This window comes from Almyronema sp. (genome assembly GCF_052168255.1).
Classification (GTDB): domain Bacteria; phylum Cyanobacteriota; class Cyanobacteriia; order Phormidesmidales; family Phormidesmidaceae; genus Sphaerothrix; species Sphaerothrix epifaneia.
Genome location: NZ_JBQLZL010000061.1, coordinates 39,757 through 66,070, shown reverse-complemented (window position 1 = coordinate 66,070; position 26,314 = coordinate 39,757). Strand labels below are relative to the sequence as shown.

19 protein-coding genes are annotated in these 26,314 nt (G+C 51.4%); 10 read left to right on the top strand and 9 right to left on the bottom strand.

Annotation, left to right across the window (positions count from 1 at the left end):
- Positions 1–17: 17 nt before the first annotated feature.
- A complete protein-coding gene (locus ACTS3T_RS13705) occupies positions 18–506 on the bottom strand; it encodes an Lrp/AsnC family transcriptional regulator (RefSeq protein ID WP_377963136.1) in 489 nt (162 codons plus the stop codon).
- A 538-nt stretch (positions 507–1,044) separates the two neighbouring features.
- Between ACTS3T_RS13705 and ACTS3T_RS13700 the strand changes: the two genes are divergently transcribed.
- The 6 genes from ACTS3T_RS13700 to ACTS3T_RS13675 all read left to right on the top strand — a co-directional run bounded on the left by ACTS3T_RS13700 (position 1,045) and on the right by ACTS3T_RS13675 (position 5,446).
- On the top strand, positions 1,045–1,542 hold the full coding sequence (locus ACTS3T_RS13700; protein WP_377963138.1) for a DUF1097 domain-containing protein: 498 nt from the start codon (positions 1,045–1,047) through the stop codon (positions 1,540–1,542).
- 92 nt (positions 1,543–1,634) lie between these two features.
- Positions 1,635–2,618, top strand: coding sequence for a CobW family GTP-binding protein (locus ACTS3T_RS13695; protein WP_377963140.1), 984 nt, complete (start codon positions 1,635–1,637; stop codon positions 2,616–2,618).
- 45 nt (positions 2,619–2,663) lie between these two features.
- Entirely contained in the window at positions 2,664–3,434 is a 771-nt protein-coding gene (nthB, locus tag ACTS3T_RS13690) for a nitrile hydratase subunit beta (RefSeq protein ID WP_462935215.1), read from the top strand.
- On the top strand, positions 3,424–4,047 hold the full coding sequence (gene nthA / locus ACTS3T_RS13685) for a nitrile hydratase subunit alpha (protein ID WP_377963144.1): 624 nt from the start codon (positions 3,424–3,426) through the stop codon (positions 4,045–4,047). The genes nthB and nthA overlap by 11 nt, the downstream gene beginning before the upstream one ends.
- An 80-nt stretch (positions 4,048–4,127) precedes the next feature.
- Positions 4,128–4,496, top strand: a complete 369-nt coding sequence (locus tag ACTS3T_RS13680; RefSeq protein ID WP_377963146.1) for a nitrile hydratase accessory protein — start codon at positions 4,128–4,130, stop codon at positions 4,494–4,496.
- A 212-nt stretch (positions 4,497–4,708) separates the two neighbouring features.
- The gene (locus ACTS3T_RS13675) at positions 4,709–5,446 is read left to right on the top strand and encodes an SDR family oxidoreductase (RefSeq protein WP_377963148.1); all 738 of its coding nucleotides are present in this window, start codon (positions 4,709–4,711) and stop codon (positions 5,444–5,446) included.
- A gap of 43 nt (positions 5,447–5,489) precedes the next feature.
- On the opposite strand, the gene ACTS3T_RS13670 is transcribed toward ACTS3T_RS13675, so the two are convergent.
- From ACTS3T_RS13670 to ACTS3T_RS13660, 3 genes are all read right to left on the bottom strand, one after another.
- Entirely contained in the window at positions 5,490–6,662 is a 1,173-nt protein-coding gene (locus tag ACTS3T_RS13670) for a sensor histidine kinase (RefSeq protein WP_377963150.1), read from the bottom strand.
- Positions 6,663–6,913: 251 nt separating this feature from the next.
- The gene (locus tag ACTS3T_RS13665; protein ID WP_377963152.1) at positions 6,914–8,065 is read right to left on the bottom strand and encodes an FIST signal transduction protein; all 1,152 of its coding nucleotides are present in this window, start codon (positions 8,063–8,065) and stop codon (positions 6,914–6,916) included.
- A gap of 761 nt (positions 8,066–8,826) precedes the next feature.
- Positions 8,827–11,826 carry a two-partner secretion domain-containing protein gene (locus ACTS3T_RS13660; RefSeq protein WP_377963154.1) on the bottom strand — a complete coding sequence of 1,000 codons (3,000 nt, stop codon included), beginning with the start codon at positions 11,824–11,826 and terminating at the stop codon, positions 8,827–8,829.
- A gap of 466 nt (positions 11,827–12,292) precedes the next feature.
- On the opposite strand from ACTS3T_RS13660, the gene ACTS3T_RS13655 reads away from it, so the two are divergent.
- From ACTS3T_RS13655 to ACTS3T_RS13645, 3 genes are all read left to right on the top strand, one after another.
- Positions 12,293–14,950, top strand: a complete 2,658-nt coding sequence (locus ACTS3T_RS13655) for a CHAT domain-containing protein (protein ID WP_377963156.1) — start codon at positions 12,293–12,295, stop codon at positions 14,948–14,950.
- A 190-nt stretch (positions 14,951–15,140) separates the two neighbouring features.
- On the top strand, positions 15,141–15,935 hold the full coding sequence (locus ACTS3T_RS13650) for a DUF928 domain-containing protein (protein WP_377963158.1): 795 nt from the start codon (positions 15,141–15,143) through the stop codon (positions 15,933–15,935).
- 13 nt (positions 15,936–15,948) lie between these two features.
- Positions 15,949–18,483: a CHASE2 domain-containing protein gene (locus ACTS3T_RS13645; protein WP_377963160.1), complete on the top strand. Its 2,535-nt coding sequence runs from the start codon at positions 15,949–15,951 to the stop codon at positions 18,481–18,483.
- Between the two features lie 30 nt (positions 18,484–18,513).
- Here the strand turns inward: ACTS3T_RS13645 and ACTS3T_RS13640 are convergent, their stop codons facing one another.
- The 4 genes from ACTS3T_RS13640 to ACTS3T_RS13625 form a co-directional block, all read right to left on the bottom strand.
- Positions 18,514–19,635: an ABC transporter permease gene (locus tag ACTS3T_RS13640; RefSeq protein WP_377963162.1), complete on the bottom strand. Its 1,122-nt coding sequence runs from the start codon at positions 19,633–19,635 to the stop codon at positions 18,514–18,516.
- A 268-nt stretch (positions 19,636–19,903) separates the two neighbouring features.
- A complete protein-coding gene (locus tag ACTS3T_RS13635) occupies positions 19,904–21,025 on the bottom strand; it encodes an ABC transporter permease (RefSeq protein ID WP_462935214.1) in 1,122 nt (373 codons plus the stop codon).
- Positions 21,022–22,953, bottom strand: coding sequence for an ATP-binding cassette domain-containing protein (locus ACTS3T_RS13630; protein ID WP_462935213.1), 1,932 nt, complete (start codon positions 22,951–22,953; stop codon positions 21,022–21,024). Before ACTS3T_RS13630 ends, ACTS3T_RS13635 begins: the two co-directional genes overlap by 4 nt.
- The gene (locus ACTS3T_RS13625) at positions 22,950–24,221 is read right to left on the bottom strand and encodes an HlyD family secretion protein (RefSeq protein WP_462935212.1); all 1,272 of its coding nucleotides are present in this window, start codon (positions 24,219–24,221) and stop codon (positions 22,950–22,952) included. The genes ACTS3T_RS13630 and ACTS3T_RS13625 overlap by 4 nt, the downstream gene beginning before the upstream one ends.
- A gap of 127 nt (positions 24,222–24,348) precedes the next feature.
- On the opposite strand from ACTS3T_RS13625, the gene ACTS3T_RS13620 reads away from it, so the two are divergent.
- Positions 24,349–24,960, top strand: coding sequence for a TetR/AcrR family transcriptional regulator (locus ACTS3T_RS13620; RefSeq protein WP_462935211.1), 612 nt, complete (start codon positions 24,349–24,351; stop codon positions 24,958–24,960).
- A gap of 52 nt (positions 24,961–25,012) precedes the next feature.
- Here the strand turns inward: ACTS3T_RS13620 and ACTS3T_RS13615 are convergent, their stop codons facing one another.
- Positions 25,013–26,314, bottom strand: a complete 1,302-nt coding sequence (locus ACTS3T_RS13615) for a hypothetical protein (protein ID WP_462935210.1) — start codon at positions 26,312–26,314, stop codon at positions 25,013–25,015.

Genomic DNA, 26,314 nt, shown 5'->3' with positions numbered 1-26,314 from the left:
CTAAGCGCTGTGGCCGATTAAGGCTGTACCCTTGCCGGATATTGGGCTTTGTGAATCTTCAAAATAGTGCGAGAATTGAGGCGCTTGACGGCTGCATTTTGCCTGAGCGAATTGATAAAGTTCAACAAGTCATGGTTGTCTTTATAAATGTATTCCAGCATCAGATTCAGCTCACCTGTCACTGAAGCAATGTAGCTAATATTTTCCATAGCCAATAGCTCAGCAAGGCTGGTTTCTAAAAAGCCAGGCTCTATTTCAAGTTCTAGATAAGCCACGGTTTCATGTTTGACTTTACCCGTGTTGATAAACGCGCTAATTGAAATAATTTCTTCGTCAAGTAAGCGCTTGACTCGATAGCGAATAGTCGCTTCAGGCGAATCAATCGCTCGGGCAATGTCACTATAGGCAATGCGACCGTTTTGCTGCAAAAGTTCAATAATTTTTAGATCGAGCTGATCAATTTGATACCCTTCAATTTCGGCTGGAGCAGAACTGTTGTTGATCATGGCAAAGGGGTTTGATAAGCGATCGCGTTTAGGGCAGCTTTAACGATGATTCGACTGATTTTAGCCCATTAAGAAATTATGGGTTTTCATCAATCCCACATTATTTAGACAATTTTTGACGATTTCAGCAAGCAAAATGTAGCTTGGCTTACGGTTTACGGAAAAAATGAACGATATTCTCACGAATAGGATCATTTCAAGAAGTTTTCTAAAACCCTATCTGGTTTAGCAGTTAAGTTAATTGCGATCGCTTTTGAGCGCAGTGACCTCTAATTTTGACTCGCCTAAACAACTAAAAGCTGTTGACAAAAAACTGTTCTTTCTGCTTTTAGCAATGGAGCAGCTTAGCTCAAACGTTAAAAAATAAATCGACTACTAACATCTCTCTTATTAACCGCAATCACTGCCAAGTTTGAACGTAAACAGACCTCCAGATTCTTACTAGACTGTGTTTCTCTCAAAGCAAACTTAATCATCCTTTTTTATCTTTTGATTCTATCGCCCGATTTGGATTTATCTTCAGGAAAAACAATCTGCCATGAAACAATCCGAAGCATTAACAATTAGTATTGGCGTGCTGGGCGGGATTGATGTTTTTCTCACCGCAACCGTGATTCCGCTGCCCGTTTGGGTCACCTTTACAGCTTGGGCTTCCTTCTTTATTGTAGGTGGCGGCACGCGAGGATTTTTTAAGTCTGTGGCTTGTAACATCACAGGCATTATCATCGCTGCGCTGTCTTTGTGGTCTATTGATCTTATTGGCAATACACCGCTCATCGCCGCTATTTGCGTTGGCATTGGCAGTGCCGCTATGGTGCAAGCTTCAAAGCTGCCGTTCACTTATGGAATTACGCCAGCCATTGTTTGGGGCTTTTCTCAAACTGTCGGTACAGTCGCCGCCACTGGCCTTCCGGTGACAGCACCTTTACCTAATAATCCAGTGCTAATTGCGATCGCCGCTATGATTTTGGGAGCCATTTTTGGCTATTTATCAGAAGCCTGGGGTAAGGCAATGACCACCACACTGCAAACCTAAATATCCCTTATGAGTATTTAACTAAGGTAAACTTTCAGGCGATCGCAATTAGCACCTTTGCTATCAAATATCAGCGTTTCAGGGAGACTTTTATGGGCTTAATTTCACCAGTTCCGGTAACGGTGCTAACCGGCTATTTAGGTGCGGGTAAAACCACGCTGCTCAACCGCATTTTAACTGAAAACCACGGCAAGCGAATTGCGGTTATCGTCAATGAGTTTGGCGAAATTGGTATCGATCACCAACTGGTTATAGATGCCGACGAAGAAATTTTTGAGATGAATAATGGCTGTATCTGCTGCACCGTACGCGGAGATCTGATTCGAATTATCGCTGATTTAATGGCACGCGGCGAAACCTTTGACCATTTAGTGATTGAAACCACCGGATTAGCCGATCCAGCCCCCGTGATTCAGTCTTTTTTTACCGATGAAGTAATGATTCGGCAGACCCAGCTAGACGCTGTCATTACCGTTGTAGATGCTAAACATATTGAAGCCCATTGGCAGAGTAGCGAAGCCCAAGAGCAAATTGCCTTCGCTGACATCATTTTGCTTAACAAAGCAGATCTAGTGACGCCCGAATCTTTAGCAAAGCTACAGCAACAAATACGAGAAATCAACGCGATCGCCGCTATTTATGTCACCCAAAACTGTGAAATCGACTTAGATCACGTCCTAGGTATTCACGCCTTCGACCTCAAAAATGCCCTCAGCCTCGATCCTGAATTTTTAGCCGAAACTGCTCACGAACATGACACCTCTATTAGCTCCGTCGCCATTACCCAAATAGGCACCCTAGACAGCACCCAACTCAATCGCTGGCTCTATCAGCTTGTACAGGCTCAAGGTCGCGACATTTTCCGGATGAAAGGCATTTTAGATGTCGATCAGGCACAGCGGCGATTTGTGTTTCAAGGGGTTCACATGACACTTGATGGCCGACCCGGCAGACCCTGGCAAGTAGGCGAACTTCGTCGTAGTGAACTGGTCTTTATTGGCCGCCATTTGAACGCCGAGCAGCTACGTCAGGGCTTACAAAGCTGCCTAGCCGCAACCTACGCAGAAGTGTTTTAGCGCGCGATTAAGCCTTTTTAACTTTGTTGAAAACTCCATACCCCCATGAAACTACAGCACTACTTAGGGGGGCTAGAAAACCTAGACCCCGTCAACTTTGAAACTAAAGTCTTTGTCGAACCCTGGGAAGAGCGCATCTTCGGTATTCACACCGCTATGATGGCTCTCAGCAATCATCTCGATGCCGCGCTTCCCGCCTATGAAATCGATCAGGTTCCCACCGAGTTTAAAAGTTTTTGGACTTGGGGACATTTGCGCCAGGGAGCCGAAGGCATGCATCCTTTTGAGTATTTTCGGCTGCGCTATTACGAAAAATGGTTGGGCGGAATTTCTAGCTTTTTTGTTGCAGAAGGCTACATCACCCAAGCAGAATTAGAAGCACGAACCGCCGCTTTTTTGGCCGACAGTGAAAAAGCAGACGCGCCCCTTCCTACCAGTGGCGGCGCGGCTATTGATGCCCAGGTCGTCAAATATTTAACTGAAGGCGACTCGCCCTTACGCCCTGACTCAGTAACGCCTCGTTTCCAGGTCGGCGATCGCGTTCGGGTCAAAAATGTAGTTTCAGGCGATCACACCCGTTTGCCGGGGCATATTCGCGGTCGAGTTGCCGAAGTCGTCAAAGTCTATGAGGGTGCCTTTACCTATTTCTTTCCCACCACCGATGGCTTAGGCACCCCCATGCCTGTTTATAGCCTTGCCTTTAAGCCAGCCGATATTTGGGAAGAGGCGCTGATTGACCCCAACTCGGTTTACTACAACGACATTTTTGAAGTCTATTTAGAAGCGATTGAGTCAGGAGAAGACCATGCCGAGTAACTATCCAGGGTTTGGATATGACGCCGATCGAGAGCGGCTCAGCGCTGCTAAGGTCAAAGCTTTAGAATCACTTTTGATCGAAAAAGGAATTATCACAGGTAATACCGTCGATACGGTGCTAAACCATTTTGAAACTAAAATGGGGCCGTTTAATGGTGCCAAACTGGTGGCGCGAGCCTGGGTGGATCCGGCATTTAAGGCACTGCTGCTAGCAGATTGCAACGCCGCCTGCCAGCAAATGGATTTTCCGGCGGGCATGTCAGGGGCAGAAGGCGAACACATGCGCGTTGCCGAAAACACCCCCCACGTTCACAACGTCATTGTCTGTACATTGTGCTCTTGCTATCCCTGGCCCACCCTAGGTCTGCCCCCCTACTGGTACAAAGACCCCACCTTCCGCGCTCGTGTCACCCGTGAACCGCGCGTCGTCTTGTCTGAGTTTGGCGTCGAACTAGATGATTCAGTAGAGATTCGGCTTTGGGATACTAGCGCCCAGATCCGCTGGTGGGTCTTACCCATGCGTCCTGCTGGCAGCGAAGGCATGAGTGAAGCCGAATTAGCTGCCCTATTGACACCAGAAGCTATGATGGGCGTTGCCACCGTCAAAGTCTAGCCGTCAACTTTTAGCCCATTCGCGATCGAGGGCAGTCCTCATGCCTCTTTTAACCTGGCAATTGTTAAGAGCAAGCTCATATGTTTACCCAATTTGAACATTTTGCCGCCACCAGCTTAATGGGTTCGCCAGAAGAAGCTCCCCCCCGCCAAGATGGCCATCTCCGCTTTGATCGAGACTGGGAAAAGATGGCTTTTGGCTTAGCGATCGCCCTTTCTAAGCAAGGCTACTTCGAGTGGGAAGCCTTTCGGCAAACCCTAATTACCACCATTGCCGACTGGGAAGCAACCCACGCCCTCAACGACCCTCACTGGGACTATTACCAATGCTGGCTAGCCAGTCTAGAAAAGGTGGTGCTAGCCTCTGGCATGATTGCCGCCGCCGAATGGGAAACGCAAATTGCCCACCTGCTAAACTGCAAAACGAGTTCGATAGATCCTCCGGGCTGAGCTTCTAGCTAAAAATAGAAGGAAATCCTTTCTGTTAAAGGCTTTCAGCCATTGAAGTTTTGAGCACTGGTGGCTGCTATAGCGGCTTTGCGATCGCTTGACAAACGTGACAACTCATCGATTTGCCGACAAACTTTTCCTCCCCTAGATAGTCGGCTGAGCCATGATTCCTGTTTTAAGCTTTACAAACAGAAATATAAAGGAATCTAAAGATGAGTCACCTTTCAGGTCAAAGCGTCGTGATTACGGGCGCAAGTAGCGGTATTGGAGAAGCCACTGCCAAACTACTCGCCGCCAAAGGCGCTCAGGTCATGTTGGGCGCTCGCCGCCAAGAGCGCTTACAGGATTTGGCACAGGCTATCGAAAAAGACGGCGGCAAAGCCACCTACCAAACCGTAGATGTTACCCAGCAAGATCAAGTTGAAGCCCTCGCCCAAGCCGCCCTAGATGCATATGGCAAAATCGATATCTGGATCAACAACGCTGGCCTGATGCCGCTTTCTCGCCTAGACAAGCTCAGAGTTGAGGAATGGGACAAAATTGTTGATGTCAATATTAAAGGCGTTTTGTATGGCATCGCCGCCGCCCTACCGCCAATGCAAGCAGCCAATCGAGGACACATTGTTAACATCTCTTCGGTTGCTGGGCACAAAGTCTTTCCCGGCGGAGCCGTTTACTGTGCTAGCAAGTTTGCCGTCAGAGTTATCTCTGAAGGGCTGCGGCAGGAAATTGGCGGCAACATTCGCTGCACGATTATTTCACCAGGGGCAGTCGCCACAGAATTAACCGATTCGGTCAAAGATCCGGACGCCTCGAAGCAAATGGATCAGGTTTATGACGTCGCCATCAAACCTGAAGCGATCGCTGAGGCAATTGCCTATGCGGTCGAGCAGCCAGACGAAGTAGATATTAATGAAATTATGGTGCGCCCCACCGCCCAAGAACTCTAGCGATAGGCACTAAGCAGATTAGCCCCCAGCACAGCGGGCTAGGTTAAGACGTTGCCGCTACCGTCAGACTGCTCTGCGGCTCTAGCGGCAGCGCTTGACACGGTAGCGTAATCAGAAACTCAGTTCCGCTACCAACTTCAGACCTAACTTCAATGCGGCCTTGATGATACTGAATAATTTTGAAGCAAATACTCAACCCCAAGCCTGTTCCCTGCCCCACAACCTTGGTACTGAAAAAAGGATCAAATATTTTGGCTTTGACCTTGGCCGACATACCCATACCCGTATCCCGAATGCCAATTTGAATTTGATCGCCCGCGATCGCCCGTGTTGTGATGACCAGTTGCTTGGTGGCAGCGTCAGGGTCGCTCATCGCGTCTAAAGCATTGGCAATAATATGAGTGAACGCCTGATTAAGCTGAGCCGGGGCGCAAACAACCGACGGCAGAGTGCCATAGTCACGAATCACCTCAACTTCCGGCGGAATCTGATGCTGCAAAATGAATAGCGTATTGTCAATCCCTTCATGAATATCGACTTCCTTAACAGCCGCTTCATCCATACGCGAAAAATTTTGCAGCGAAACAACGATACTTTGAACTCGCTGTGTTCCCATCAGCATTGACGTTAGCAGCTTAGGCCAATCCTCAAGAATAAACGCCAAATCAATTTCTTTTTCCTTGCTAAGAATCGCAGGCGTGGACTGAGGAAATTCGCTTTGGTAAAGCTTTAATAGTTCACATAAATCTTGCAAATAATGATGCAAAGGCGTCAGGTTTCCTTGAATAAAACTAATAGGATTGTTAATTTCATGGGAAATACCTGCAACCATCTGACCCAAAGAAGACATTTTCTCAGTTTGAATCAGTTGTAGCTGAGTTTCGCTGAGTTCTTGCAATGTTTCCTCCAAAGCTGTATTAGCCGCCGCCAGATCTTGGGTTCGACTTTCAACCTGAGCTTCTACGGTTTCTAATAGCTCTTTTAGCTGCCGATTAGTTGCCAATAACTCTTGAGAACTTAATTCTAGCGATCGCTCTAGAATGGCTTGATCTTCGTCAAATTCGTGATACGCCTGACTAATAGCGGCCAAAAATGCTTGACAGTTATCATCTAAAGCAGAAGCCTCATCAGGCGTTTGCTTTAGGTAGCGCTTTAGCTGCCGCAACAATAAAGGATGTAAATTTTGAAGTTGTAAAGCACCTGTAGAATCTTTCATTCACTGTGCCAGCATTTCACAAAGGGAACTTAGAGAAAAGAAAAGTTTGATTTGCAACAATTGCTTTTGTAGAGAGATAGCTAAGTCGAAAAACAGCTAAAGGATCAGCCCAACAAGGCGACTAACGCCAATAATTTATATCCTTAAATATTTCCGTACAGTACCATAAGACACTAAAGGCTTTGTCGGCAAAAACAGAGGTTTAACACAAGTTTCATAAGGCGGGTATGCTTAAGCGCAGTATAGTTACATTACTTAGCAAGTGCTTGCTCTGTTAGCGTGGTGATTGTCATCGTTTGGTTATGCAGTTCCGCGCTACAACCCTCGGCAGCAGGCGCGATTTCACCGTAAGAATAAAATCCCGTGAGATAAGTCTGCTCCCCAACCACGCTGCGAACGCCTTCAACTTCTTCTTCAACCCGCTGCTTTAAAACCAGCTTGCGCCCTACGCAGCTAATTAAAATTGCCAGCGTTGGCGGCTGGGCTGACAAGTGAGCCAAACTCGTTTCAGCCGCCGCGATCGCCCCATCAACCAAACGATTGAAGCTCCCCCGCATGAGTTGAACCGTCGCCCCTTGCGGCACATCTCCGGCAAACGTCATGCTTTGAGCGGCTTCATCCACCGACAAAATCGTTCGTACCACAGTGCGGGATGCCCCCTCTAAACGAACGCTCAGGGGAAACAGCAAACCAGCAGCAGGCAAATCAGCGGCTTGTTCTCCCAGGTAATTTTTGTAGAGGGCTAAGGCTGATTGACCATCTAGCTCATACAAAACATTGTTGATTGATTTGGTAATCGTGCGCTTGGGGCCGAAAGGTGCCCAGCCTCCCAAAGAGCCAACCCCCACCTGCAAGCGATCGCCATATAACCCTACAGCCGCAATCAAACCGGGCTGCAGCACTTGGTCACACAGTACCCAGGTTTCTTGAAAGCGATCGCCATCGCCAGATAAGCCCCCAGTCAAAGTCGTCTCTGGCGGCAAATGAGCCATCAGTCCTCGAACCAGATCGCTACCATTAACCTGAATACCATCAGACAGGACAAACAAATGGGTCAGGTCTTCGGCTTCAAAAGCTTGGGCAAGCCGTTTACCAGCCTCATAACTGCTTTCCCCTGGAATCAGTTCAATAGCGCGGCTTTGCACAGTCGTATATTCAAATTCGATTGCAGTTGCCACCAAAGACTGATCCCGCACCCAGGTATCGCATATCTCACCCGCAGTAGAGCATCCCAGCAGCGTCGCTTGCGGATAGGCTGAGCGAACTTGCTGCATCAGGGTGAGGTCTTGCAAGGCCGAAGCTGAGCCAAATATCAGCACTAACTGGGCTGACAGCTTCGCTTGAGCAGGTGATTGTAGCCTCCAGCCGTGGGATACCGTCCAGTGAAATTGTTCGATGTCCATCGTGGGTGAAACGGTTTAAAAAGAGGGTTAAGGCTGCAGCGAAAACAGAATTCAGCAACTGCAATAGTGGCTAAAGAGGCAAAAGCTGTCTCAGTTTTAAAGTACCCAACCCTTCCCCCATCTCACTGTCTGGCTATAGCCATGCAGATTTATGTAGAGCTACCGCCCCAAGTATTGAAATCCTTCAATAGCTAAAAACCCCTGACAGAAAACCTTTCCTTCTGCCTTTTGCCCTCTGCCGTCTGACTTTAGCAAGACCGTCTCATGGCTTCTTTTCAGGCACTTCCGAAGAAAGCGGAAATAACCAGGTAAGCACACGAATCCCCGAAAATAATAGCAGAGCCAAAATAACCAGCGGGCCTGCAGTGATTGATATCAATGATGCCAGAGCCATAACAGTTGCCTCATGCACAGCTAATCTTCACTCTAGAAGCCAGAGATGACCAACTGATGACCATATTGTGACGATCCAACGTTGCCCTCGGCCTCAAGCCAATACCGACTCTTCAACGTAAAGGTACAGATGAGAATGCCGAAACGTCTGCAGAGCAAAGACTGTTTAATTCAAAATCGAAAATCGAAAATCAAGAATTGACATAACCCGTCTCAGCGCCCTCTGTAGAACAGCCTGCCGCCCTATCTCTTTACATTGACGAATACGTACAGCTATCGTCACCAGCACTGAAACACTTCAGTTGCCGAAAGCCGCTGACAGAAAGGCTTCTGCCCTTTGCCCTCTGCATTTAGCTCCAATAGCAAACCTACAAAGATGACCTTATCGGCTGACAGGTAGCAACAAGATCCACCTGAGCAGTTTGAGCCGCATTGGCAGGCTGCTGGCTAATAAAACTCACCTGTCCGGCTGCATCCACCTGCCAGCCTGTGGCCTCTACCCAGGCCGATCGCACTGCCGGAGCGGCGCTAACCTCAATGGTTCGATTTGGCACTGTGCTAGTCACCAAAGGGGCGGTGGCTGTTTCAGGTTGCAAAAATCGCCAGTCCTGCCAGGCCAGTGGCGATTGTAGCGGCTGCGTCGGGCTAGGCGGTAAGCCCCCTTGCCCAGACACCACAAAGCGATTACCGCGATCGCTAGGACAACCCGAGACAATGCGATCGCTGGGATCTTCTAAATTTGTCGGTAGTTCAATTAAACCAGAGCTAGGATCCACATCAGGCGTATTGAGTACCACAACGCCGTTAAACTGTGGCCCTAACTCTGAGGTAGCCGTAATTTCACTCTCTGGTGTGAGAAATTCTCGAAAAGTTGTTCCTAAAATGCCTTGAGCCGTCACCACGACCTGCCCACCGCGCCCCTGCTGGGCATTGGCAGTAATGTCACTGTCTTCTTGCGGAATGGCAACTAAAAAAGGCGTATTGATGGCAATGTTGCCCCCATCGGTATTACCCGCATTGGTTGAAATCAGGCTACCTCGCCGCAGCAGCACTGCCGTCTGTGCCTGCAAGTCAATATCCCCCCCTGCCCCAGAAACCATCGAAGCCGTAATCGTACCCTGATTGTCTAGCTGAATTAGCCCTGCCCTTACCTCAACCGTACCGGCATTACCTGTCCCCAAACTATTAACAGCCACTTCTGCCCCGTCACGAATACGCAACTCTCCGGCTGTAATCTGGAGCGATCCCGCTGCTCCGCTGGCTACTAACCCCGGAAAGTCAGCCCGACCCGATGAAGACACCAGACTACTGGGCACCTCTACCGGAATGCCAAGGGGGTTGATGGTGCCCCGACCCACCAGATCTACTACGCCAGCAGCATTGACTGTCAAAAGTCCTGCTGCTCCCTGGCTGAGGGTCGTCGTCGAAATATTCGCCCCCTCACGAATAGTGAGATTGCCTGTGGTCAGGCGAATGTCACCCGCCGGGGCACCGCTAAAACTGGTTGTTCCTGGGCCGCTGAGAAAGCGTCTGTCAGGGGAAAAACCAGAAATTTCCACCGTATCCGCCACCGTGAGGATAACGTCTCCGGCAGGACCACCGAAAGGAATCAGCCCCGTCCCCAGCAAAGCTCCGGTTTGGTTGCCAATTTGAGCGCCGCCGCTGATAGTCAGCCGATTTGTGGTAACGGCAATATCGCCGCCCGCGCCTGTGCCAAAGATGCTATTGGCAAAAATGCCCGTCGGCACGATCGCCCCTAAAGGCGTACTCAGTAGGTCAATCGATTCAGTGGCAGTTACCACTAGGTCACCCCCTGCCCCAGAGCCAAACGTAAACGTTTGCAGTAACCCCCCATCTCGCAAGGTCAAACGCTGGGTATCGAGCCTCAAATTACCAGCCGCTTGGGTGGTTCCCTGCAACGTTCCGGTTAAAAACAAAGAACCAGAAATATCTACCGACTCACTGGCGTTGACCAAGGTATCTCCCCCCCGCCCCGAACCAGCCGCCGTGGTCGAAATCAGCGCTCCGTCACGGAGTACTAGGCGGCGGGTATCTAGGCTCAATTGTCCGGCTGCCCCTGGCCCAGCGGTGCCGACTAGCAAACCACTTTCAGCATCCGTAAGCTGCACAGTGCCTTGAATAGCGCCTAAAAACAACGTTTGCTGCAAAGTTTCAAAACTAGACCCGCTGATTTCTATCAAATCACGGGCGCGAATGGTCAGATCGCCGCCACTGCCTTGGCCGACTGTGGAAGCTGACAACAACGCCCGATCGCTAATACGCAATTGCCCCGTGCGAATGTTTAAGTCTCCCCCCGCACCGTCACCCAGGGTATCGGTACGCAAACCGCTGAGAATAGGGCCATTGGCACCTGCGACTTCAACAGCAGCGATCGCGTTTACGTCAATATTTCCGCCGGGTTGATTGCCCAGGGTGTAAGACAGCACTTGCGAACCGTCTAGCACTGCCACCGTTTGGCCTTGCAGCTGCACCTGCCCGCCCCCTAAGCCACTCACATTCACCTGAGATCCCTGGCTCAGCCGGATATCACCCCCTCCTTGAGCATTTTCGTAGCTTGCGGCAAACCCGTTAAACGTTGGGGTCAAATCGACAGTGCCACCTGCAACACTGCCAATTTCAACTCGTCCTTGCAGCGCCGTCAGGTTACCCCCCTCTAGGCTAACTGCGCCGCCAAACAAACCTAGCGTTTGACCGGGAATCACTTCTAAGCCAGCATTGGCCGCTAACAGACCGGGCGGCACGGGTAAAGCCGGAAAGGCACTAGCAGCCTGAGAACGATTGACAATCGGCTCTGGATTGCCCCCAAACTGTAGCCCCACCGGGGTACTCAGTGTCAGCAACGGCGGAGCCTGGGGGTTTACAGCGCTGAAGGTACCGCCTCCCGAAAACTGCAAGCTATCCGCCGTACTGGCGATAAAAGAGCCGCCAATAGTCAGAGAGGCGTTAGGCCCCAAGACAATGCCATTGGGATTGAGGAAAAAAAGGGTAACCGGAGAGGCGATCGCACCGTCAATATTTGAAATTGCTCCCTGACCCGTCACGCGAGTGACGATGCTTTCTAGCGTGCCCAGCAGCCCCCCATCGGGCTGAAAAAAAGCGCTGCCACCAGTCGGGATAGAAAATTGCTCAAAGCTATGAAAGAGCACCTGATGGTTGGCGTCAGGCGTTCCCCCCGTTATCAGGCAGTTTGTACATCCGGTCGGTACGACTGAATTGATGGGCAGGGTCGCATCTGGCACAATTTGAGCCTTGATCGGCAACTGACATTCTCCCAATCCGACCCATATCAACCCGACAAATCCCCACCCTTGTAAACGTTTTAATCGACCTGAAAATTGCAGGGACATTGGCGATCGCCTCTTAATCTAAACGATTCCTGGTAAAGCTATTTTCTCAGTTGAAGCTGGGGCGTCATACGAGAGAAATCACTGAGATCCGGAAATTTTGACGCCAGTAAGTTTATCTTCAAAGTCAAAAACTTAAAATTGAGATAAAGGTAATTGCAGTCTGTTCAACTCAAGCCTGTAAATCAGTAATAATGGCTGGGTAAGCAGCAATTAGGCCAATAAAAAAACCTCACTCAAGGGGGTTCTGACAGGCACAAATCTGGTAAAGCGGCTAAAAGCAACCTTTTTTATCAACTTTTTCATCAGATTGGCTAAAACCTGTCTCAAGCTGGTTATTATCTTCTTTGAATTTATCGATCAGACCTGAATCAATGTAGCCTATTGCATTCTTGATTTAAACAATTCTTAAAAAGATCTCATTCATAAACTAACTATCAAATCATAAATTAATCTTTTTTATATTTTCATGCCTTTTCTGCGGTTTCCTAAAGTCCCTCCTCGGTTATTTGCTGTCGCTTTGGCCAGCATGAGCTTTTTGCTGGTGGTGATCGCTTCTCCGGTAACCGCTCACACAGCGGCAGCCCTTTGGCCAGCACCCGCTGCAAAAACAGCAGTGGCTCTCGACCCAGGTGAAGCGTTCGACGCTAGCAGCCTGATTGAGCAAGGTAAAACCCTCTTCGCAGCAGGGCGGTTGGCAGAGGCCGCCCAGATCTGGCAGCAGGCTCAACAGCATTATCAGACTCAAGGAAACGGGCTAGAGCAAGCGCGATCGCTGCATTATCTAGCACTGGCCTACCTCAATCTAGGGCAGTGGGAAGCAGCCACAAGCGCCAATGCCAACAGCCTCAGCTTGCTCCAAGGCTTGTCGCCCGCCACGGAGACGGTGCGCTCTTTATTAGCGGCTGGTTTCAATACCCAGGGCAACCTACAGCTAGCGTTGGGGCAACCGGAAGCGGCGCTGGCCACCTGGCAGCAAACCGAAGATCTGCACAAAAATTTAGGGGATACCACCGGGCAGCTAGGCAGCCAGATTAATCAGGCAAAAGCTCTACAGGCGCTGGGGTATTATCGGCGATCGCAAACGCTATTAGAGCGTGCCTTAGACTCGCTGCAGGCTGAGGCTGATCAAACTATCAAAGCCACCGGACTCAGACTTTTAGGCATCGCTTTGCACTCAGTCGGCAATTTGGCTCAGGCTCAAACATTGCTAGAACAAAGCCTGAGCCTCACTCAGCAGTTGGCGGCTACCCAGCCCGTGTTTACCCATCAGGTTAGCCCTACCCTGCTCAGCTTAGGCAACACGCTCAGAGCTTTGCAAGCCAGCGATGCAGCCTTAGAACGTTATCAACAAGCAGCCGCCCTAGCCCCTAGTGCGCTGTTTCGGGTAGAGGCTTTGCTCAATCAGCTCAGTCTGCAGCTAGAAATGGATCAGTCTGCTGCAGCTGAGGCTTTGCTACCCCAGATCCAAGCAGACTTAGCTACCCTGCCCCCCAGCCGTGAGGCCGTATACGCTGAGGTCAATTTTGCTGCTAACTTGATGGCTCTCTCAGCGGCCACAAACCGCCGCCGTCAATCTCCAGATTTAACCGCCGAATTGCTCAGTCCTCGTCAGATAGCGCAGCGGCTAGTAGCGGCAATTACAGCCGCCAAGACTTTGCAAGATTTACGAGCAGAAACCTATGCCCTAGAACAACTCGGTCATTTGTACGAAAGCTTAGGGCAGTGGCCAGATGCCAAAACAGCCACCCAACAGGCCATTACCCTAGCCGAAAGCATGAAAGCGACCGATATTGCCGCACCTGCTCAGTGGCAGTTAGGCCGAATTTTGCATCAGCAAGGACAAACCGCCGCTGCGATCGCCGCCTACAGTCGAGCCGTTGAACATTTGCAGGCGCTGCGCCAAGAACTAGTAGCCCTCAACCCCGACTTGCAGTTTTCCTTTAAAGAAAATGTTGAGCCAGTTTATCGCGAGTTAGTAGCCTTACTGTTAACCTCTCATCCCAGCCAAACCAACCTGCAACAAGCCCGTGAACTGATCGAAGCGCTACAGCTAGCCGAAATCAACAACTTCTTTCGACAAGCTTGCCTGAAAGCCAGCCCTCGCGCTATTGACACCGTCGATCCGGAGGCTGCGGTTATTTATCCCATCATTTTGCCCGATCGCTTAGCCGTCGTTGTCTCTCGCCCCGGACAACCCCTGTTTCACTTTGAAACCCAACTGCCCCAGGCAGACGTAGAACAGGTAATTGGCGAATTGCAGCTTTATCTCAATCCCCACTTTTTTGAGCAAGATCGGCTGCGACTATCCCAGCAGCTTTATGATTGGCTGATTCGCCCCGCTGAAGCCGCCCTAGCCGAAAGTCAAATTCAAACACTAGTCTTTGTTTTAGACGGCTCGCTACGTAATTTGCCGATGGCGGCTTTATACGATGGTGATCAGTACCTAATTGAGCGCTATAGCATTGCCTTAAGCCCAGGATTACAGTTGCTCGAACCGCGATCGCTCAATACTCAGAGACTCAAAGCCCTTACCGCCGGACTCAGCCAGTCCCAACAAGGATTTTCAGCCCTACCAGCCGTTGAAGTCGAGCTAGATCAAGTAGCCGATACCCTGCCAGCTACGCAGTTACTCAACCAGCGTTTTACCACTCAGCAACTGCGTCAATCTCTCAACGACTTTCCGTTTCCGATTGTGCATCTTGCCACGCACGGTCAGTTTAGCTCCGCAGCCGAAGAAACGTTTCTCGTCACCTGGGATGGCCGAATTAACGTTACCGCCCTAGACGAACTGCTACAGCCGCGAGTACAAAACCCAAACCAGCCGCTAGAACTGCTTGTTTTGAGTGCCTGTCAAACGGCTGCTGGCGACAGCCGCGCTGCGCTCGGTCTGGCAGGAATGGCTTTGCGCTCAGGCGCACGCAGCACGCTGGCAACCCTCTGGCAGGTTAATGATGCCTCTACTGCCAAACTGATGGGTGAGTTTTATCGCCAACTGACCCAACATCCGGAAAACACCAAAGCCGAAGCCCTCAGGCTAGCTCAATTAACCCTCCTACATGAAGAAGATATGACCCATCATCCCTTTTACTGGGCACCCTTCGTCCTCATTGGTAACTGGCTGTAAGCAAACATTACTTTGTGGTGCAGGTGTGCTGACGTCTGGGTAGGCTATTGTATAATCCGAGACTTTCCTGGCTACCATTTACCAAGCGATCGCACCGTTATCGTCAATCGGCATCTACCTAAGCCCCCTGTAGCTAGACAGACCCCAAAATGATTATTCAACCCAACTTGTAAGCTTAGGAGAAACGCAGATGAATCTTACAAAATCAAGCTGCTTAGCCCACAAACTGCTAGGGATGAGTGTTGTCTCTCTGCTGGTAGCCATCAGCTGGGGAAGCTATTCTCCAGCCAAAGCTGAAGGGGTTTCCCAATCCAAACAGTTAAGGGCTTACGCCAACTCCACCAGTCCGGCACCTGTCGTCCGCTTCGTTCCCCCCAACACCGACCCAGCAGACGATTCGCGCGGGGGGGCTTCGCGGCCTGCCGAGGTTAAATGCAGTCAAGACCAAGCCTACACCGTACCGCTCACAGCGCTGCTGCCCACCTCTCGCGTTGGGTTGACGGTGGCTGCTCACCCAACCATTTGGGTATACGTGCCCCCGACTGTGGCTCAGGAAGCTCACTTTACCCTGAGAGACCCGCAAAATCGAGGAATCTACCAGGCAATGTTGCCTTTGCCCGCAGAGGGTGGAATTATGGGAATTCAGCTACCCGAAGATAGCCCGCCGCTGGCATTGGGAGCGACCTATCGCTGGTCCCTTGCCTTGATGTGCCAACCCACCCAAACAGACATGCCCTTAGTCGATGGCTACATTCAGCGGATCGAAACAGTTGCCGACACAAATACCAATGAACGCTCACTCGTACAGCAAACCGCTGATTACGGACAAGCAGGCGTTTGGTACGACATGCTAAGTGGTTTAATTCAGCTACAGCAGCCACAGCCGGAAAATGCCGCTCTCACACAAAGTTGGAGACAACTGCTAGAGTCAGAAGGTTTGGCCGAGCTGGCAAACCAACCCTTTTTAGAACTGAGGGAAAACTAAGTTAAAAATCAAAATGCGATGGCCTGCTGTCTTAATTACAACTCCGTTGGTGGCGGTATGTGTCATTGCCGTTAAGTTTACGGGATGCTTTCAATTACTTGAGTGGAACATCTACGATCGCTTTTTTAGCCTGCGCCCGACGGAATCTATCGACGAGCGGCTGTTATTGATAACCGTCGATGAATCAGACATTGATCGTTTAGGACACTGGCCTTTATCAGATGCCACCTTAGCCCAGCTTATCCAAACGCTCAATCAGCAGCAGCCCAGCATTATCGCCTTAGACATGTATCGCAACCTGCCTGTCGAGCCTGGATCTCAAAGCTGGATTCAGGTGATGGCGTCAACCCCTAATTTGATAGGGGTCGAAAAGGTGGTAGGGCGCACAGTTGGCCCCCCCGATGTTTTAGATGACCATCGTCAAGTGGGGCTAACCGATTTAATTGTCGATGCCGACGGCAAGGTACGTCGGGCTTTGCTTTCTCATTACAACGCTGACAGTCAGGTGCGCTTCAATTTGGGCGTAGAGGCAGCGCTACGGTACCTGTCAACTCAGGGAGTTACGTTAGAGGTACTAGATGCCGAGCGTAGTTCTTATCGGCTAGGGCAAGGTCTTTTTGTGCCGCTGCGCCCTAACGATGGCGGATATGTGCGCACGAATATGGGAGGGTACCAAATTCTGCTGAACTACCGTGGTCATCAAGAGCACTTTCCCAGCATTTCACTGACAGACGTTTTGGCCGGTCGATTTGATGCCGACTTGATTCGCGATCGCATTGTTTTCATTGGCAGTACCGCCCCCAGTCTCAACGATCTGTTTTATACCCCTTACAGCAGCGGCCTTATCAATTCGCCGACATCAACTTCAGGCGTTATCATTCACGCCAACATTGCCAGCCAGTTGCTCAGTAGCGCCCTTGAGGGTCGCCCGGTCATTCAAGTTTGGGCAGAGCCTTGGGAGTGGATTTGGGTGCTGATCTGGTCGGGGGTAGGCACAGTTGGCTACGGCTGGCTGCTAGAGTTCAACCGCCAGGGGGAGAAAATTGTTGCTCGACTGGCAATTTTGCTGGCTTTTATTGCCCTATCGGGAGGGATCTTACTAGGCGGTAGCTACCTGGCTTTTATCAGCGGCTGGTGGATTCCTGTTATTCCCGCTTTGGTCGCTCTGGGCGTTGCCGCAGGCTTAATTGAAAGCTACGCTATTTTGAAATTGCAGCAGCAGCGCCTTCAGTTAGCTGAAGAAAAGCTCAAGATTGAACAAGAGAAAATTCGCGCCGAGATGGCCTCTCAGGCCAAAAGCCAGTTTTTAGCCAGGGTTAGCCACGAATTGCGTACGCCGCTCAATGCCATCCTTGGTTTTACCCAGCTCATCAGCAGCGATCCTGCCATCAGTTCGCCCCAGCGAGAATATCTCGATATCATCAACCAAAGCGGCGAGCACCTGCTGGCGCTGATTAACGACGTTTTAGAAATTTCTAAAATTGAGTCTGGCCAAGTCACGCTGCACAAAACAGACTTTAACCTGCATCAGCTTCTGGATAATCTCGAAGCCATGCTGAAGGTTAAAGCCCTCTCTAAAGGATTAAAGCTGATTTTTGAGCGATCGCCTGCGGTACCGCCACTCATTACTGCCGACGAAGGCAAGCTGCGGCAGATTTTGATTAATCTGCTGGGCAACGCCATCAAGTTTACTCAGGTGGGTCAGGTAGTGCTGCGGGTTTCAGCTTGCGAAGACACGCCTCCCTTCTCGCCTGCCAGCGCTCAAGCGCCAACGCCATCTAGCGATCGCCCCAAGCCGCAGTCACGCCTTTGCTTTGCCATTGAAGATACAGGCCCCGGCATTGCTCCCGACGAAGCTGACAGTTTGTTTGACATTTTTATGCAAGGAAAAGTCGGTCAGCAATCGGGTGACGGGGCGGGTCTAGGCTTACCGATTAGTCAGCAACTGGTTCAGCTGATGGGGGGCAAAATTACGCTGAGCAGTACCTTGAACCGGGGCACGACTTTTCAGTTTGACATTTGCGTCGATCAGCCTCAGATAGCACCGCAGCGATCGCCTGATGCCGCCCATCAGGTGACGGGCTTGGCTCCCGGCGAGAAACGCTATCGCATTCTGGTGGTTGAAGATAATGCCGTTAGCCGTCTGCTACTGGTTCGTATGCTGACAGGTTTAGGATTTCAGGTATGTGAAGCCGTCAACGGCCAAGCAGCCGTAGAAACCTGTCAAAGCTGGCAACCCGATTTGATTTGGATGGATATGCGAATGCCAGTGATGAATGGCTTGGAAGCAACCCGCCGCATTCGTCTGTGGGAGCAAACCCGCAAACCTGAAACCGATAGCCCCTCTTTACCCTCCAATCCCATCAAAATCATCGCTTTAACCGCCAACGCTTTTGATGAAGACCAAGCCGCTAGCCTGTCGGCTGGCTGTGACGATTTCGTCAGTAAGCCTTTTCGGCGTGAAAATATTCTCGACAAAATCGCTGAACATTTGGGCGTGCGCTATGCCTATACGACCGAGCCGTCTCTCTCTGCTCAAACGTCATAGGTACCGGGGTTTGTTGCTATGGGCGATCGCCTAGTTCAGCTGGGCCCGAAAGCGGCCAATGCTAACCCCTAGCAGCAACAGCGCAAAGCCGATCAGCAAAGCCACTTCTGGCCATAAAACCGTCAAGCCCACCCCTTTGAGGATGAGACTACGAGCGATGGTAACGTAGTGCCGCAACGGGTCAAAAAAAGAAAGCAGCCGAAAAAAGGTTGGCATACTTTCAATCGGAGCGATCGCCCCAGAAAGCTGAATCAGCGGCACATTAAAAAAGAACGACGTCAAAATCACCTGCTGCTGATTGCGAGCCAAGGTTGCTAGCAAAATGCCTATTCCAATGCAAACAAAAACATAAACAGCCGACAAAGCCAAAAATAACAAATAGCTGCCGCGAAAAGGCAAACCAAAGACCAGCCAGCCAAGCGCAGAAGCCAGCAGCACATCTCCCATTAGCAGCCCAAACAGCGGCACTATTTTAGCGGCCAAAATTTCCCAACCTGCTGCAGGCGTCATCAATAATTGCTCTAACGTTCCTACATCCTTTTCGCGAATCACCGTTGAAGAAGACACCAGCGATCCGGTAAGGGTGAGGACAATGCCAATTACCCCTGGCACAAAAAACCAACTGCTCAGCAAGCCTGGGTTATACAAAAAGCGAACAGCCACCGCCACTGGCACCTGCTCAAGCTGATTCAGCGTTTGGCCGTAGCGGCTGATAAGCTGTTGCATATAGCCACGGGCAATGCCAGCCGTGTTGGCATCAACGCCATCAATTAGCACCTGCACGTCCACCCACTGGCCAGCCGTTAGCCGCTGTTCAAAATCAGGCGGAATCACCAGCCCAGTCGAAATTTTGCCAGTGCGTACCTGCTGAGCCAACGCCGACTCACTGGGCGGAAAAGTTTCAACCACAAACACGTCGTTGGCTACCAGCGCCGCCACAAACTCGCGGCTGGCTGAGCCGTGGCTATAGTCTACAATCCCCAGGCTCAGGCCAGTGACCTCAGGATTGAGGGCAAAGCCAAAAACAAGCAGTTGAATCGTCGGCGGAAACAACAACAGAAAAATAATCTGTCTGTTTTTGAGGATTTGCCGCACCTCTTTCAAAATTAGCGGCCAGAGGCGGGTATTGAGCAGTGAACGAAAAGGGTTCATGGGAGAAAGGCCACTAGCAGGTTTATATCAATTCTCGATTTTGGATTTTCGATTTTGAATTGAACAGTCTTGGCTCTGCATACGTTTCGTCAGTCTCATCTGTACCTTTCTTTTGAAGAATCGGTATTACGGGTAAGTGGCAAGAGATTGGGGGGCTGAAGGATAGCGGTAGCCACCGGGGCTGAGATACTCAGATTGCTGAAAGCCGCTGATAGAAAACTTGTATTTTGCCCGCTGCCTGAGTCTGTTGCTTTTAGCTACCTCCGCTTCAATCGGGAAACTGCATCCGCCGCAAGAGGCGACTGGCCAGCCCCAAAAAGCAGCCGCCGATTAAAGCGATCGCCAACGGAGCATATCCCACCCCTAGCCAGCCTGTACCACGGACAAAAGCATCGCGGGTAATTTCAATGTAGTAGCGAGCGGGAATGACATGGGAGAGCAGCGATAGCGGGAAAGGAATATTTTCTAGCCGATAAATAAATCCAGATAGCAGTAAAGCGGTGAGAAAGCCCGCGATCGCCGTTCCCTGAACAGCCCCTGTTTGATTGCCAGCCCGCGCCCCCACTAATAGCCCAAACGCCACACTGGCGGCTAGATAAATTATCGTCCCCACCAAGAGAGGTGTTGGATCACCGCGAAAGCGCAGCCCAAACAACACCGTCGCCACGGTCATAACCACCAACGCTTCCGCCAAACCCACTATCAAATAAGCCAGTTCTTTACCTAAAAGCCATTCGGTAGCGCTGAGGTCAGAAGCATAGACCTGTACAATGGTGCCCTGTTCTTTTTCGCGCACCATCGCAATTCCAGCCAGCATGGAAGGAAAAACCCACAACAACACCCCAAAAATGCCTGGAACAATATAGAGGGATTCTTGCCGACCAGGGTTGAACCACAGCCGTATCTGAGCCTGAATCGGTGAGGCTTGAGCAAAGGAGCCGACAGCAGCCGGGGCTAAACCCCGACTGCGTAGAAAAAATTGCGTTGTGGCTTGCAGGCTGTTTTGAATAATGCGGGCGTTGTTGACATCGGTACCATCGACTAGCGCCTGCACCGTGACGGGCTGCCGCGACTTGATTTTTTGGCTAAAATCGGGCGGAATCAACACGGTGGCTTTGGCTATGCCGCGATCGATTACAGCCGTCGGGCTACCTGCTAAAGGTGTGGGCACGAATTGGTTAGTCGCAAACAAGCGTTCAACATAGGTGCGGCTGAGGAAGCTGTTGTCAAAATCTTGAACGCTGAGGGGAATATTTTTGGCTTCTAAGCGAATGGCGTAACCATAAATCAGCAGTACCGCCAGCGGTAGCAAAAAAGCGAGTGCTACCGTCAGGCGATCGCGACGAAACTGGTTAAGTTCTTTGAGGCTCTGTGACCACACCCGTTTCATAGCTGCGATGCTCGCTGTACGATACCAATAAAAGCGTCTTCCAAAGAAAAAGGGATCAAGCGGGTAGAAATAACGTCAATCTGCGCGGCTTGTAGCCACTGCCGGACGCTGGCTAAATCGCGGTCGGCATCCGCTAAAACCAGATGCAGGCGATCGCCAAAGATAGATACTCGCCAATCCTCTAGGTGTTGCTTCAGCACGTTTGAGGCCGCCTGGTTTTGTGCCGATACCAGCTCAATGAGTTGACCGGGCTGACGGGTTTTGATGGCGCTAGGTGAACCTTGGGCGACAATTTGACCCGCTACCATAAAGGCCATGTCATGACAGTTTTCGGCTTCTTCCAGATAGTGGGTGGTCACCAAAACTGCGGTGCCGCGTCGGGCAAAATCTCGAATCAGCCGCCAAAACTGCCGTCGCGCCAGTGGATCAACTCCAGAGGTCGGTTCATCTAAAAAGAGAATGTCTGGCTCATGCATGACAGAAGCACCAAACGCCACTCGCTGCTTCCATCCACCCGGCAGGCTACCAGTTAGAATATTTTCTCGACCTTTGAGGCCACAGGTTTCGAGTACCCAGTCTACTTTTTCGCGCCGCAGAGGGCGGGGTACGCCGTAAACGCCGCCATAAAATTCTAGATTCTGCAAAATGGTCAGATCGTCGTAGAGGGTAAACTTTTGGCTCATATAGCCAATGCGCGATCGCACCTCAGGCCGATTCAAATGACTGGTTTCGCCAGCTAGCTGAATGTCACCGCCACTGGCGGGCAGCAGAGCGCACAGCATTTTGATGGTGGTAGTTTTACCCGCGCCATTGGCTCCCAACAAGCCGTAAATTTCGCCGTAGCGGACGGTCAGATCCACCCCTTTGACAGCCTGAAAATCTCCAAAGTTTTTTTGCAGATTTTGAGCAAAAATGGCCGTTTCACCTTTCGCTTGACCAGTGCGATAAGTCGGAAAGGGCAGATAGGGAGGGTCTGAACCCTGCTGTCGCAAGCGATTGACGAATACATTTTCTAACGTTGGTTGCTCTAAGCGCAGCGTTGGCAAAGATAGGTGATGCTGGGCTAAGACCGAGCGAATCTGCTGCTGACCAGCGTCAGCCGCCGTCACCAAAACATCTAGGCGATCGCCAAAGGTCTGAATATCGACAATAGCGCCCTTGCTTTGACTCAACACCGCTTCAGCCGTCAGAACATCGTCTGAGCGCACCTCTACCCGGCTCAGCCCCAAACTGTTTCGCAGCTCTGCCAGGGTTCCCAACTGCTGAATTTTCCCAGCATAGATGAGCGCAACTCGGTGACAGCGTTCAGCTTCATCGAGATAGGGCGTTGCTGCTATAACGGTTACCCCCTCCGCCGCGACCGCTGCCAGCAAATCCCAAAACTCTCGCCGCGACACCGGATCTACCCCTGTCGTCGGCTCGTCTAACAACAGCACTTTAGGGTTAGCAATGAGAGCGCAGCAAAGGGCTAGCTTTTGCTTCATGCCACCGGAAAGTTGGGCGGCTAAGCGATCGCGAAAGCGATGCAAATCTACCCGCTCTAGAAGCATTTGCGATCGCGCCAAAAATTCGGCGGCTGGAATCTGCCGTAGCCCAGCCCGGTAGCGCAGATTTTCGGCAATGCTTAAGTCTGCATAGAGCGAAAACTGCTGGGTGACGTAGCCTAGCTCTAGCCGCGCCTGCCGAGGGAGCCGCCCCAAAATGGTAACTTCGCCTTCGCTAGCCGCCATCACCCCCGCCAAAATTTGAAAGGTGGTAGTTTTACCCGCCCCATCCGGCCCAATCAAGCCAAAAATTTCTCCTCGCTTGACGCTTAGATCAATTCCTTTGAGGGCTTCGAGCGCTCCATAACGCTTGTGTAGCTGTCGAACGGCGATCGCAGTTTCGCTGGATGACTCAGGCGCAGAGTGCGTCAGCAGAGCGGTCATGAGTCTCTCTCCGGTTTGAGTAAAATTTCGCCATCAGCCGGCATGCCCGGTTTGGCAAATCCCGCAGGATTTTCAATCTTCAGCTTCAACCCAAACACCTGGGTAACCCGGTCAGCTTGAAAATAAATATTTTCTGGTGTGAACGAAGCTTCGGTATCAATAGCGGTCACCGTAGCCGCTAAAGGCTGATCGGGGGCTGAGTCTAGATAGACCTGGGCTGGCTGACCAACGCGCACCCGGCCCACCTCCCCTTCGGCAATGTATCCCCGCAGGTAGACATTGCTCAGGTTAATGACCGTTAACACCGGGGTTCCGGCGGCTAGCACTTCTCCTGGCTCAACCATGCGACTAACGACAACACCGTCAATCGGGCTTTGAATGTCTAAATCTTCCAGACGGGCGGCGATCTCAGCCTGAGCCGCTTCGGCTTGGTCTAACTCAGCTTGGGCGGCAGCTAACTGGGCAGCGGCTTGCGCTTGTTGCAGCTGGCTACGCGTCACCTGGGTGGCTCGAATCTCAGGGTTAATCTGGCTGGTTTGGGCTTGGGTCAGCCCGCCTTGGGCAGCGCTGACCTGCTGGCGGGCAGCAGCAACCGCCGCCTGTTGAGCCGCCAGCGTCTCTTGAGCAGTTTCAAACTCGGTTTGAGCCTGGTCAAACTGCTGCTGGGCAATTGCGCCTGCTGCTAAAAGGGTAGACAAGCGATCGCGATCGCTACGGGCAAGTGCCAAAGCAGAAGCAGCCTGCTGGGCTTGGGCTTGGGCGGCGGCTAGCTGCGCCTGAGCTGTAGCAACGGTGGCCTGCGCCTGATCGACTCGGCCTGCCGCATCTCCTTGCGACTGCTGTAGCGTCAGTTGAGCTTCTTCTACCTGGCTAGCCAGCACGTCAAGCTGTAGCTGCGCTTGGTTGACCTGCTGCCGCGCGGCGGCGACGTTAGCCCTGGCAGCCACTAGCTGCGCCTGTAAGGCTTGATCATCAAGCTGCGCAATCACCTGCCCCTGCCGTACCTGGTCGCCTTCACGCACAGCGATCGCCACAACTTTGCCACCTACTTGAGCAGCTAAATCAGTCTCGTAGCCTTCAATGCGTCCGCTTAGCTCAATCGCTTCCTCCTCCGGCTGCCTCAGCCCATAGCGAACCCCTAACCCGACCACCAGCAATAACAGCCCCAGCGGTACCAGCAAACGCAGCTTGCGCTTTAAACCCTGTTTGGCAGAAGGTTGCGCGTCTGCTTGGGGAGAATCGGGGTGGGGCGATGCAAGCTGAGCCATGATGAACCCGTGAGCTGCTGTTTTAGTTTGTACTATACGGTATAGTATAGTCTGAACGCTCCAAGCCATCGCCAAATCTTGAGGTTGTCACAACATTTCAAACAATCGACGTTTGCAGGTAAGCACTATGGGCACACTGCCAACTAGCTCTGTCTCAGCACAGCTTAAACAGGCTCAAATCTTGCAGGGTGCCTTAGAAATCTTTTTAGAAGGCGGCTATGAAGGCACCAGTATGGATCGCGTCGCGGCGGCGGCTGGCGTCTCTAAAGTTACCATTTACAAACACTTTCAGGATAAAGAAGGGCTATTTACAGCGCTGATTGAGCAGGTAACTTTGCAGCGGTTTCAAACGGTATTCAGCACGCTGTCGTGGGCAGAACAACCGACTGTGGTTTTGCATCAGGTCGCCACCAAGCTGTTAGCAATGCTGGCAACCGATGAGGAATACATCGCCTTTTTAAGGCTGGTAATTGGCGAATCAGGGCGCTTTCCGGCGCTGGCGCAGTTGTTTGTTCGCGCTTTACCGCAAAAGGTGCTGTTATTGCTGAGCCAATACTTTGCCGCTCATCCTGAGCTTAATCTGCCCCATGCAGAAGCGACTGCTCGCATCTTTATCGGTAGTCTGATCAGCTATGTGATGATGCAAAAAATCCTTCACGGTCAAGACATGATGCCGATGGAGTCAGCAGTGATGATCGACAGCCTGATTAAGCTAATTGTGCCATCGTCAAAAGATTAGCAACCCGGTTATGGTATGCGATAGAGCCAGCCGCTCAGGCCGAGGGCGATCGCTAATCTCCGGTCAGCGGCGGCTGGGGGGCTGTCATGACAGTAGGGCCAACCTGAAGAGGCAGTTGGTGTTCTAGCGCAATCAGCTTGGCGTTAGATCGCTGCCAGTCGGATAGGGTCAAGTCAGGCGGCATAGAGGCGGGTAACCCGGTCAGCGGCGCGATCGCCTGGGCAACGGGCCAATTGGGCAAAGCGTGATCTCGCAAGTAGTGGATAAACTTCAGCGTTCTAAAAGCATCAAACCAGCCCCAGAGGTAGCGACAAAAAGAGTTGACATCGCGGCAGTGCTGATAAGCAGGGGTCAGCACTTTTTCCAGCCCCAGGCTAGACAAAGCCGCTCCTAGCAAAGGTTCAGACAGTGACAAAGCGGCGCGATCGCTCCACAAAGCAGGAATTAACCTCAGCCAAAGGCTTAAAAGCACAAAGATCTGAGGCTGATAAAGCGTAAAGCTGGGTTTTTGGGCTAATCGCTGCATCGCCGCTCCTGTGCCAAAAGGCACCCGATTAGAAAGGCGAGAGTCTAGCCGAATGGCAGGCGTTTTTAAGCGCCAGACCTGCCCCGCCTTGGCTAACTTGTTGAGCATATAAAAATCTTCTGCCGCCTGCCGTTTAGGAAAACCGCGAACCACCGCGTAGTGATAAGCATTGATTTTCAGCAAGCTACCAATGGTTTGAAACGCATAGGGCGAACCCGCCTGCGCTAGCTGTAGCACGTAGTAGCGCAAAGAGAGTTCATAAAACACAATATTGTTGTGCGGCGGCTGATGCGTAAACGGATAAATGGCGACGGCTACATCCGGCGGCGGCGGGGCGGCGTCAAAGTAATTTAGCGGCAGTTGAGCATCAGCATCAGTGCAATGAATCCAGGCAGAGCGCACGACCTGCCGACGAATACAGGCCAACGCCAAGTCACCCCCAATTTTGCGCGCCAGACCAACGCCTTGTTTGGCTGGCAGTTGTCGGCCCGGTGTGGCACAGTCTACCACCAGACAATCGCTCTCTTGCGATAGAGCAACCCAACTCATCGGTTCGGCACCGGGTTGAAACAGGTTAAGAAACGCTGCCGTGTGAGCGACGGCTAGGGGGTCGCTATCTACTGCTGAATTAACAACTACAATTACCAACGTCTGACGGAGATCGGCAGGCAAGACCTGCTCTAAACAGCGGCCAGCCTCATTAAACACCGGAATCACCAAAACAAACTGGTAAGTACGGGGGAGGCGAGATATGCCAGTTGTCTGAAACCAAGCCACAATGGGTTCGGCATGGCGTTCTAAGTAGTGGTCAATTACAGAGGCGGCCAT

What these genes read in the sequence shown, in the direction of transcription:
- ACTS3T_RS13705 (WP_377963136.1), bottom strand. Translation starts at nt 506, where the DNA reads ATGATCAACAACAGTTCTGCTCCAGCCGAAATTGAAGGGTATCAAATT.
- ACTS3T_RS13700 (WP_377963138.1), top strand. Translation starts at nt 1,045, where the DNA reads ATGAAACAATCCGAAGCATTAACAATTAGTATTGGCGTGCTGGGCGGG.
- ACTS3T_RS13695 (WP_377963140.1), top strand. Translation starts at nt 1,635, where the DNA reads ATGGGCTTAATTTCACCAGTTCCGGTAACGGTGCTAACCGGCTATTTA.
- nthB (WP_462935215.1), top strand. Translation starts at nt 2,664, where the DNA reads ATGAAACTACAGCACTACTTAGGGGGGCTAGAAAACCTAGACCCCGTC.
- nthA (WP_377963144.1), top strand. Translation starts at nt 3,424, where the DNA reads ATGCCGAGTAACTATCCAGGGTTTGGATATGACGCCGATCGAGAGCGG.
- ACTS3T_RS13680 (WP_377963146.1), top strand. Translation starts at nt 4,128, where the DNA reads ATGTTTACCCAATTTGAACATTTTGCCGCCACCAGCTTAATGGGTTCG.
- ACTS3T_RS13675 (WP_377963148.1), top strand. Translation starts at nt 4,709, where the DNA reads ATGAGTCACCTTTCAGGTCAAAGCGTCGTGATTACGGGCGCAAGTAGC.
- ACTS3T_RS13670 (WP_377963150.1), bottom strand. Translation starts at nt 6,662, where the DNA reads ATGAAAGATTCTACAGGTGCTTTACAACTTCAAAATTTACATCCTTTA.
- ACTS3T_RS13665 (WP_377963152.1), bottom strand. Translation starts at nt 8,065, where the DNA reads ATGGACATCGAACAATTTCACTGGACGGTATCCCACGGCTGGAGGCTA.
- ACTS3T_RS13660 (WP_377963154.1), bottom strand. Translation starts at nt 11,826, where the DNA reads ATGTCCCTGCAATTTTCAGGTCGATTAAAACGTTTACAAGGGTGGGGA.
- ACTS3T_RS13655 (WP_377963156.1), top strand. Translation starts at nt 12,293, where the DNA reads ATGCCTTTTCTGCGGTTTCCTAAAGTCCCTCCTCGGTTATTTGCTGTC.
- ACTS3T_RS13650 (WP_377963158.1), top strand. Translation starts at nt 15,141, where the DNA reads ATGAATCTTACAAAATCAAGCTGCTTAGCCCACAAACTGCTAGGGATG.
- ACTS3T_RS13645 (WP_377963160.1), top strand. Translation starts at nt 15,949, where the DNA reads ATGCGATGGCCTGCTGTCTTAATTACAACTCCGTTGGTGGCGGTATGT.
- ACTS3T_RS13640 (WP_377963162.1), bottom strand. Translation starts at nt 19,635, where the DNA reads ATGAACCCTTTTCGTTCACTGCTCAATACCCGCCTCTGGCCGCTAATT.
- ACTS3T_RS13635 (WP_462935214.1), bottom strand. Translation starts at nt 21,025, where the DNA reads ATGAAACGGGTGTGGTCACAGAGCCTCAAAGAACTTAACCAGTTTCGT.
- ACTS3T_RS13630 (WP_462935213.1), bottom strand. Translation starts at nt 22,953, where the DNA reads ATGACCGCTCTGCTGACGCACTCTGCGCCTGAGTCATCCAGCGAAACT.
- ACTS3T_RS13625 (WP_462935212.1), bottom strand. Translation starts at nt 24,221, where the DNA reads ATGGCTCAGCTTGCATCGCCCCACCCCGATTCTCCCCAAGCAGACGCG.
- ACTS3T_RS13620 (WP_462935211.1), top strand. Translation starts at nt 24,349, where the DNA reads ATGGGCACACTGCCAACTAGCTCTGTCTCAGCACAGCTTAAACAGGCT.
- ACTS3T_RS13615 (WP_462935210.1), bottom strand. Translation starts at nt 26,314, where the DNA reads ATGGCCGCCTCTGTAATTGACCACTACTTAGAACGCCATGCCGAACCC.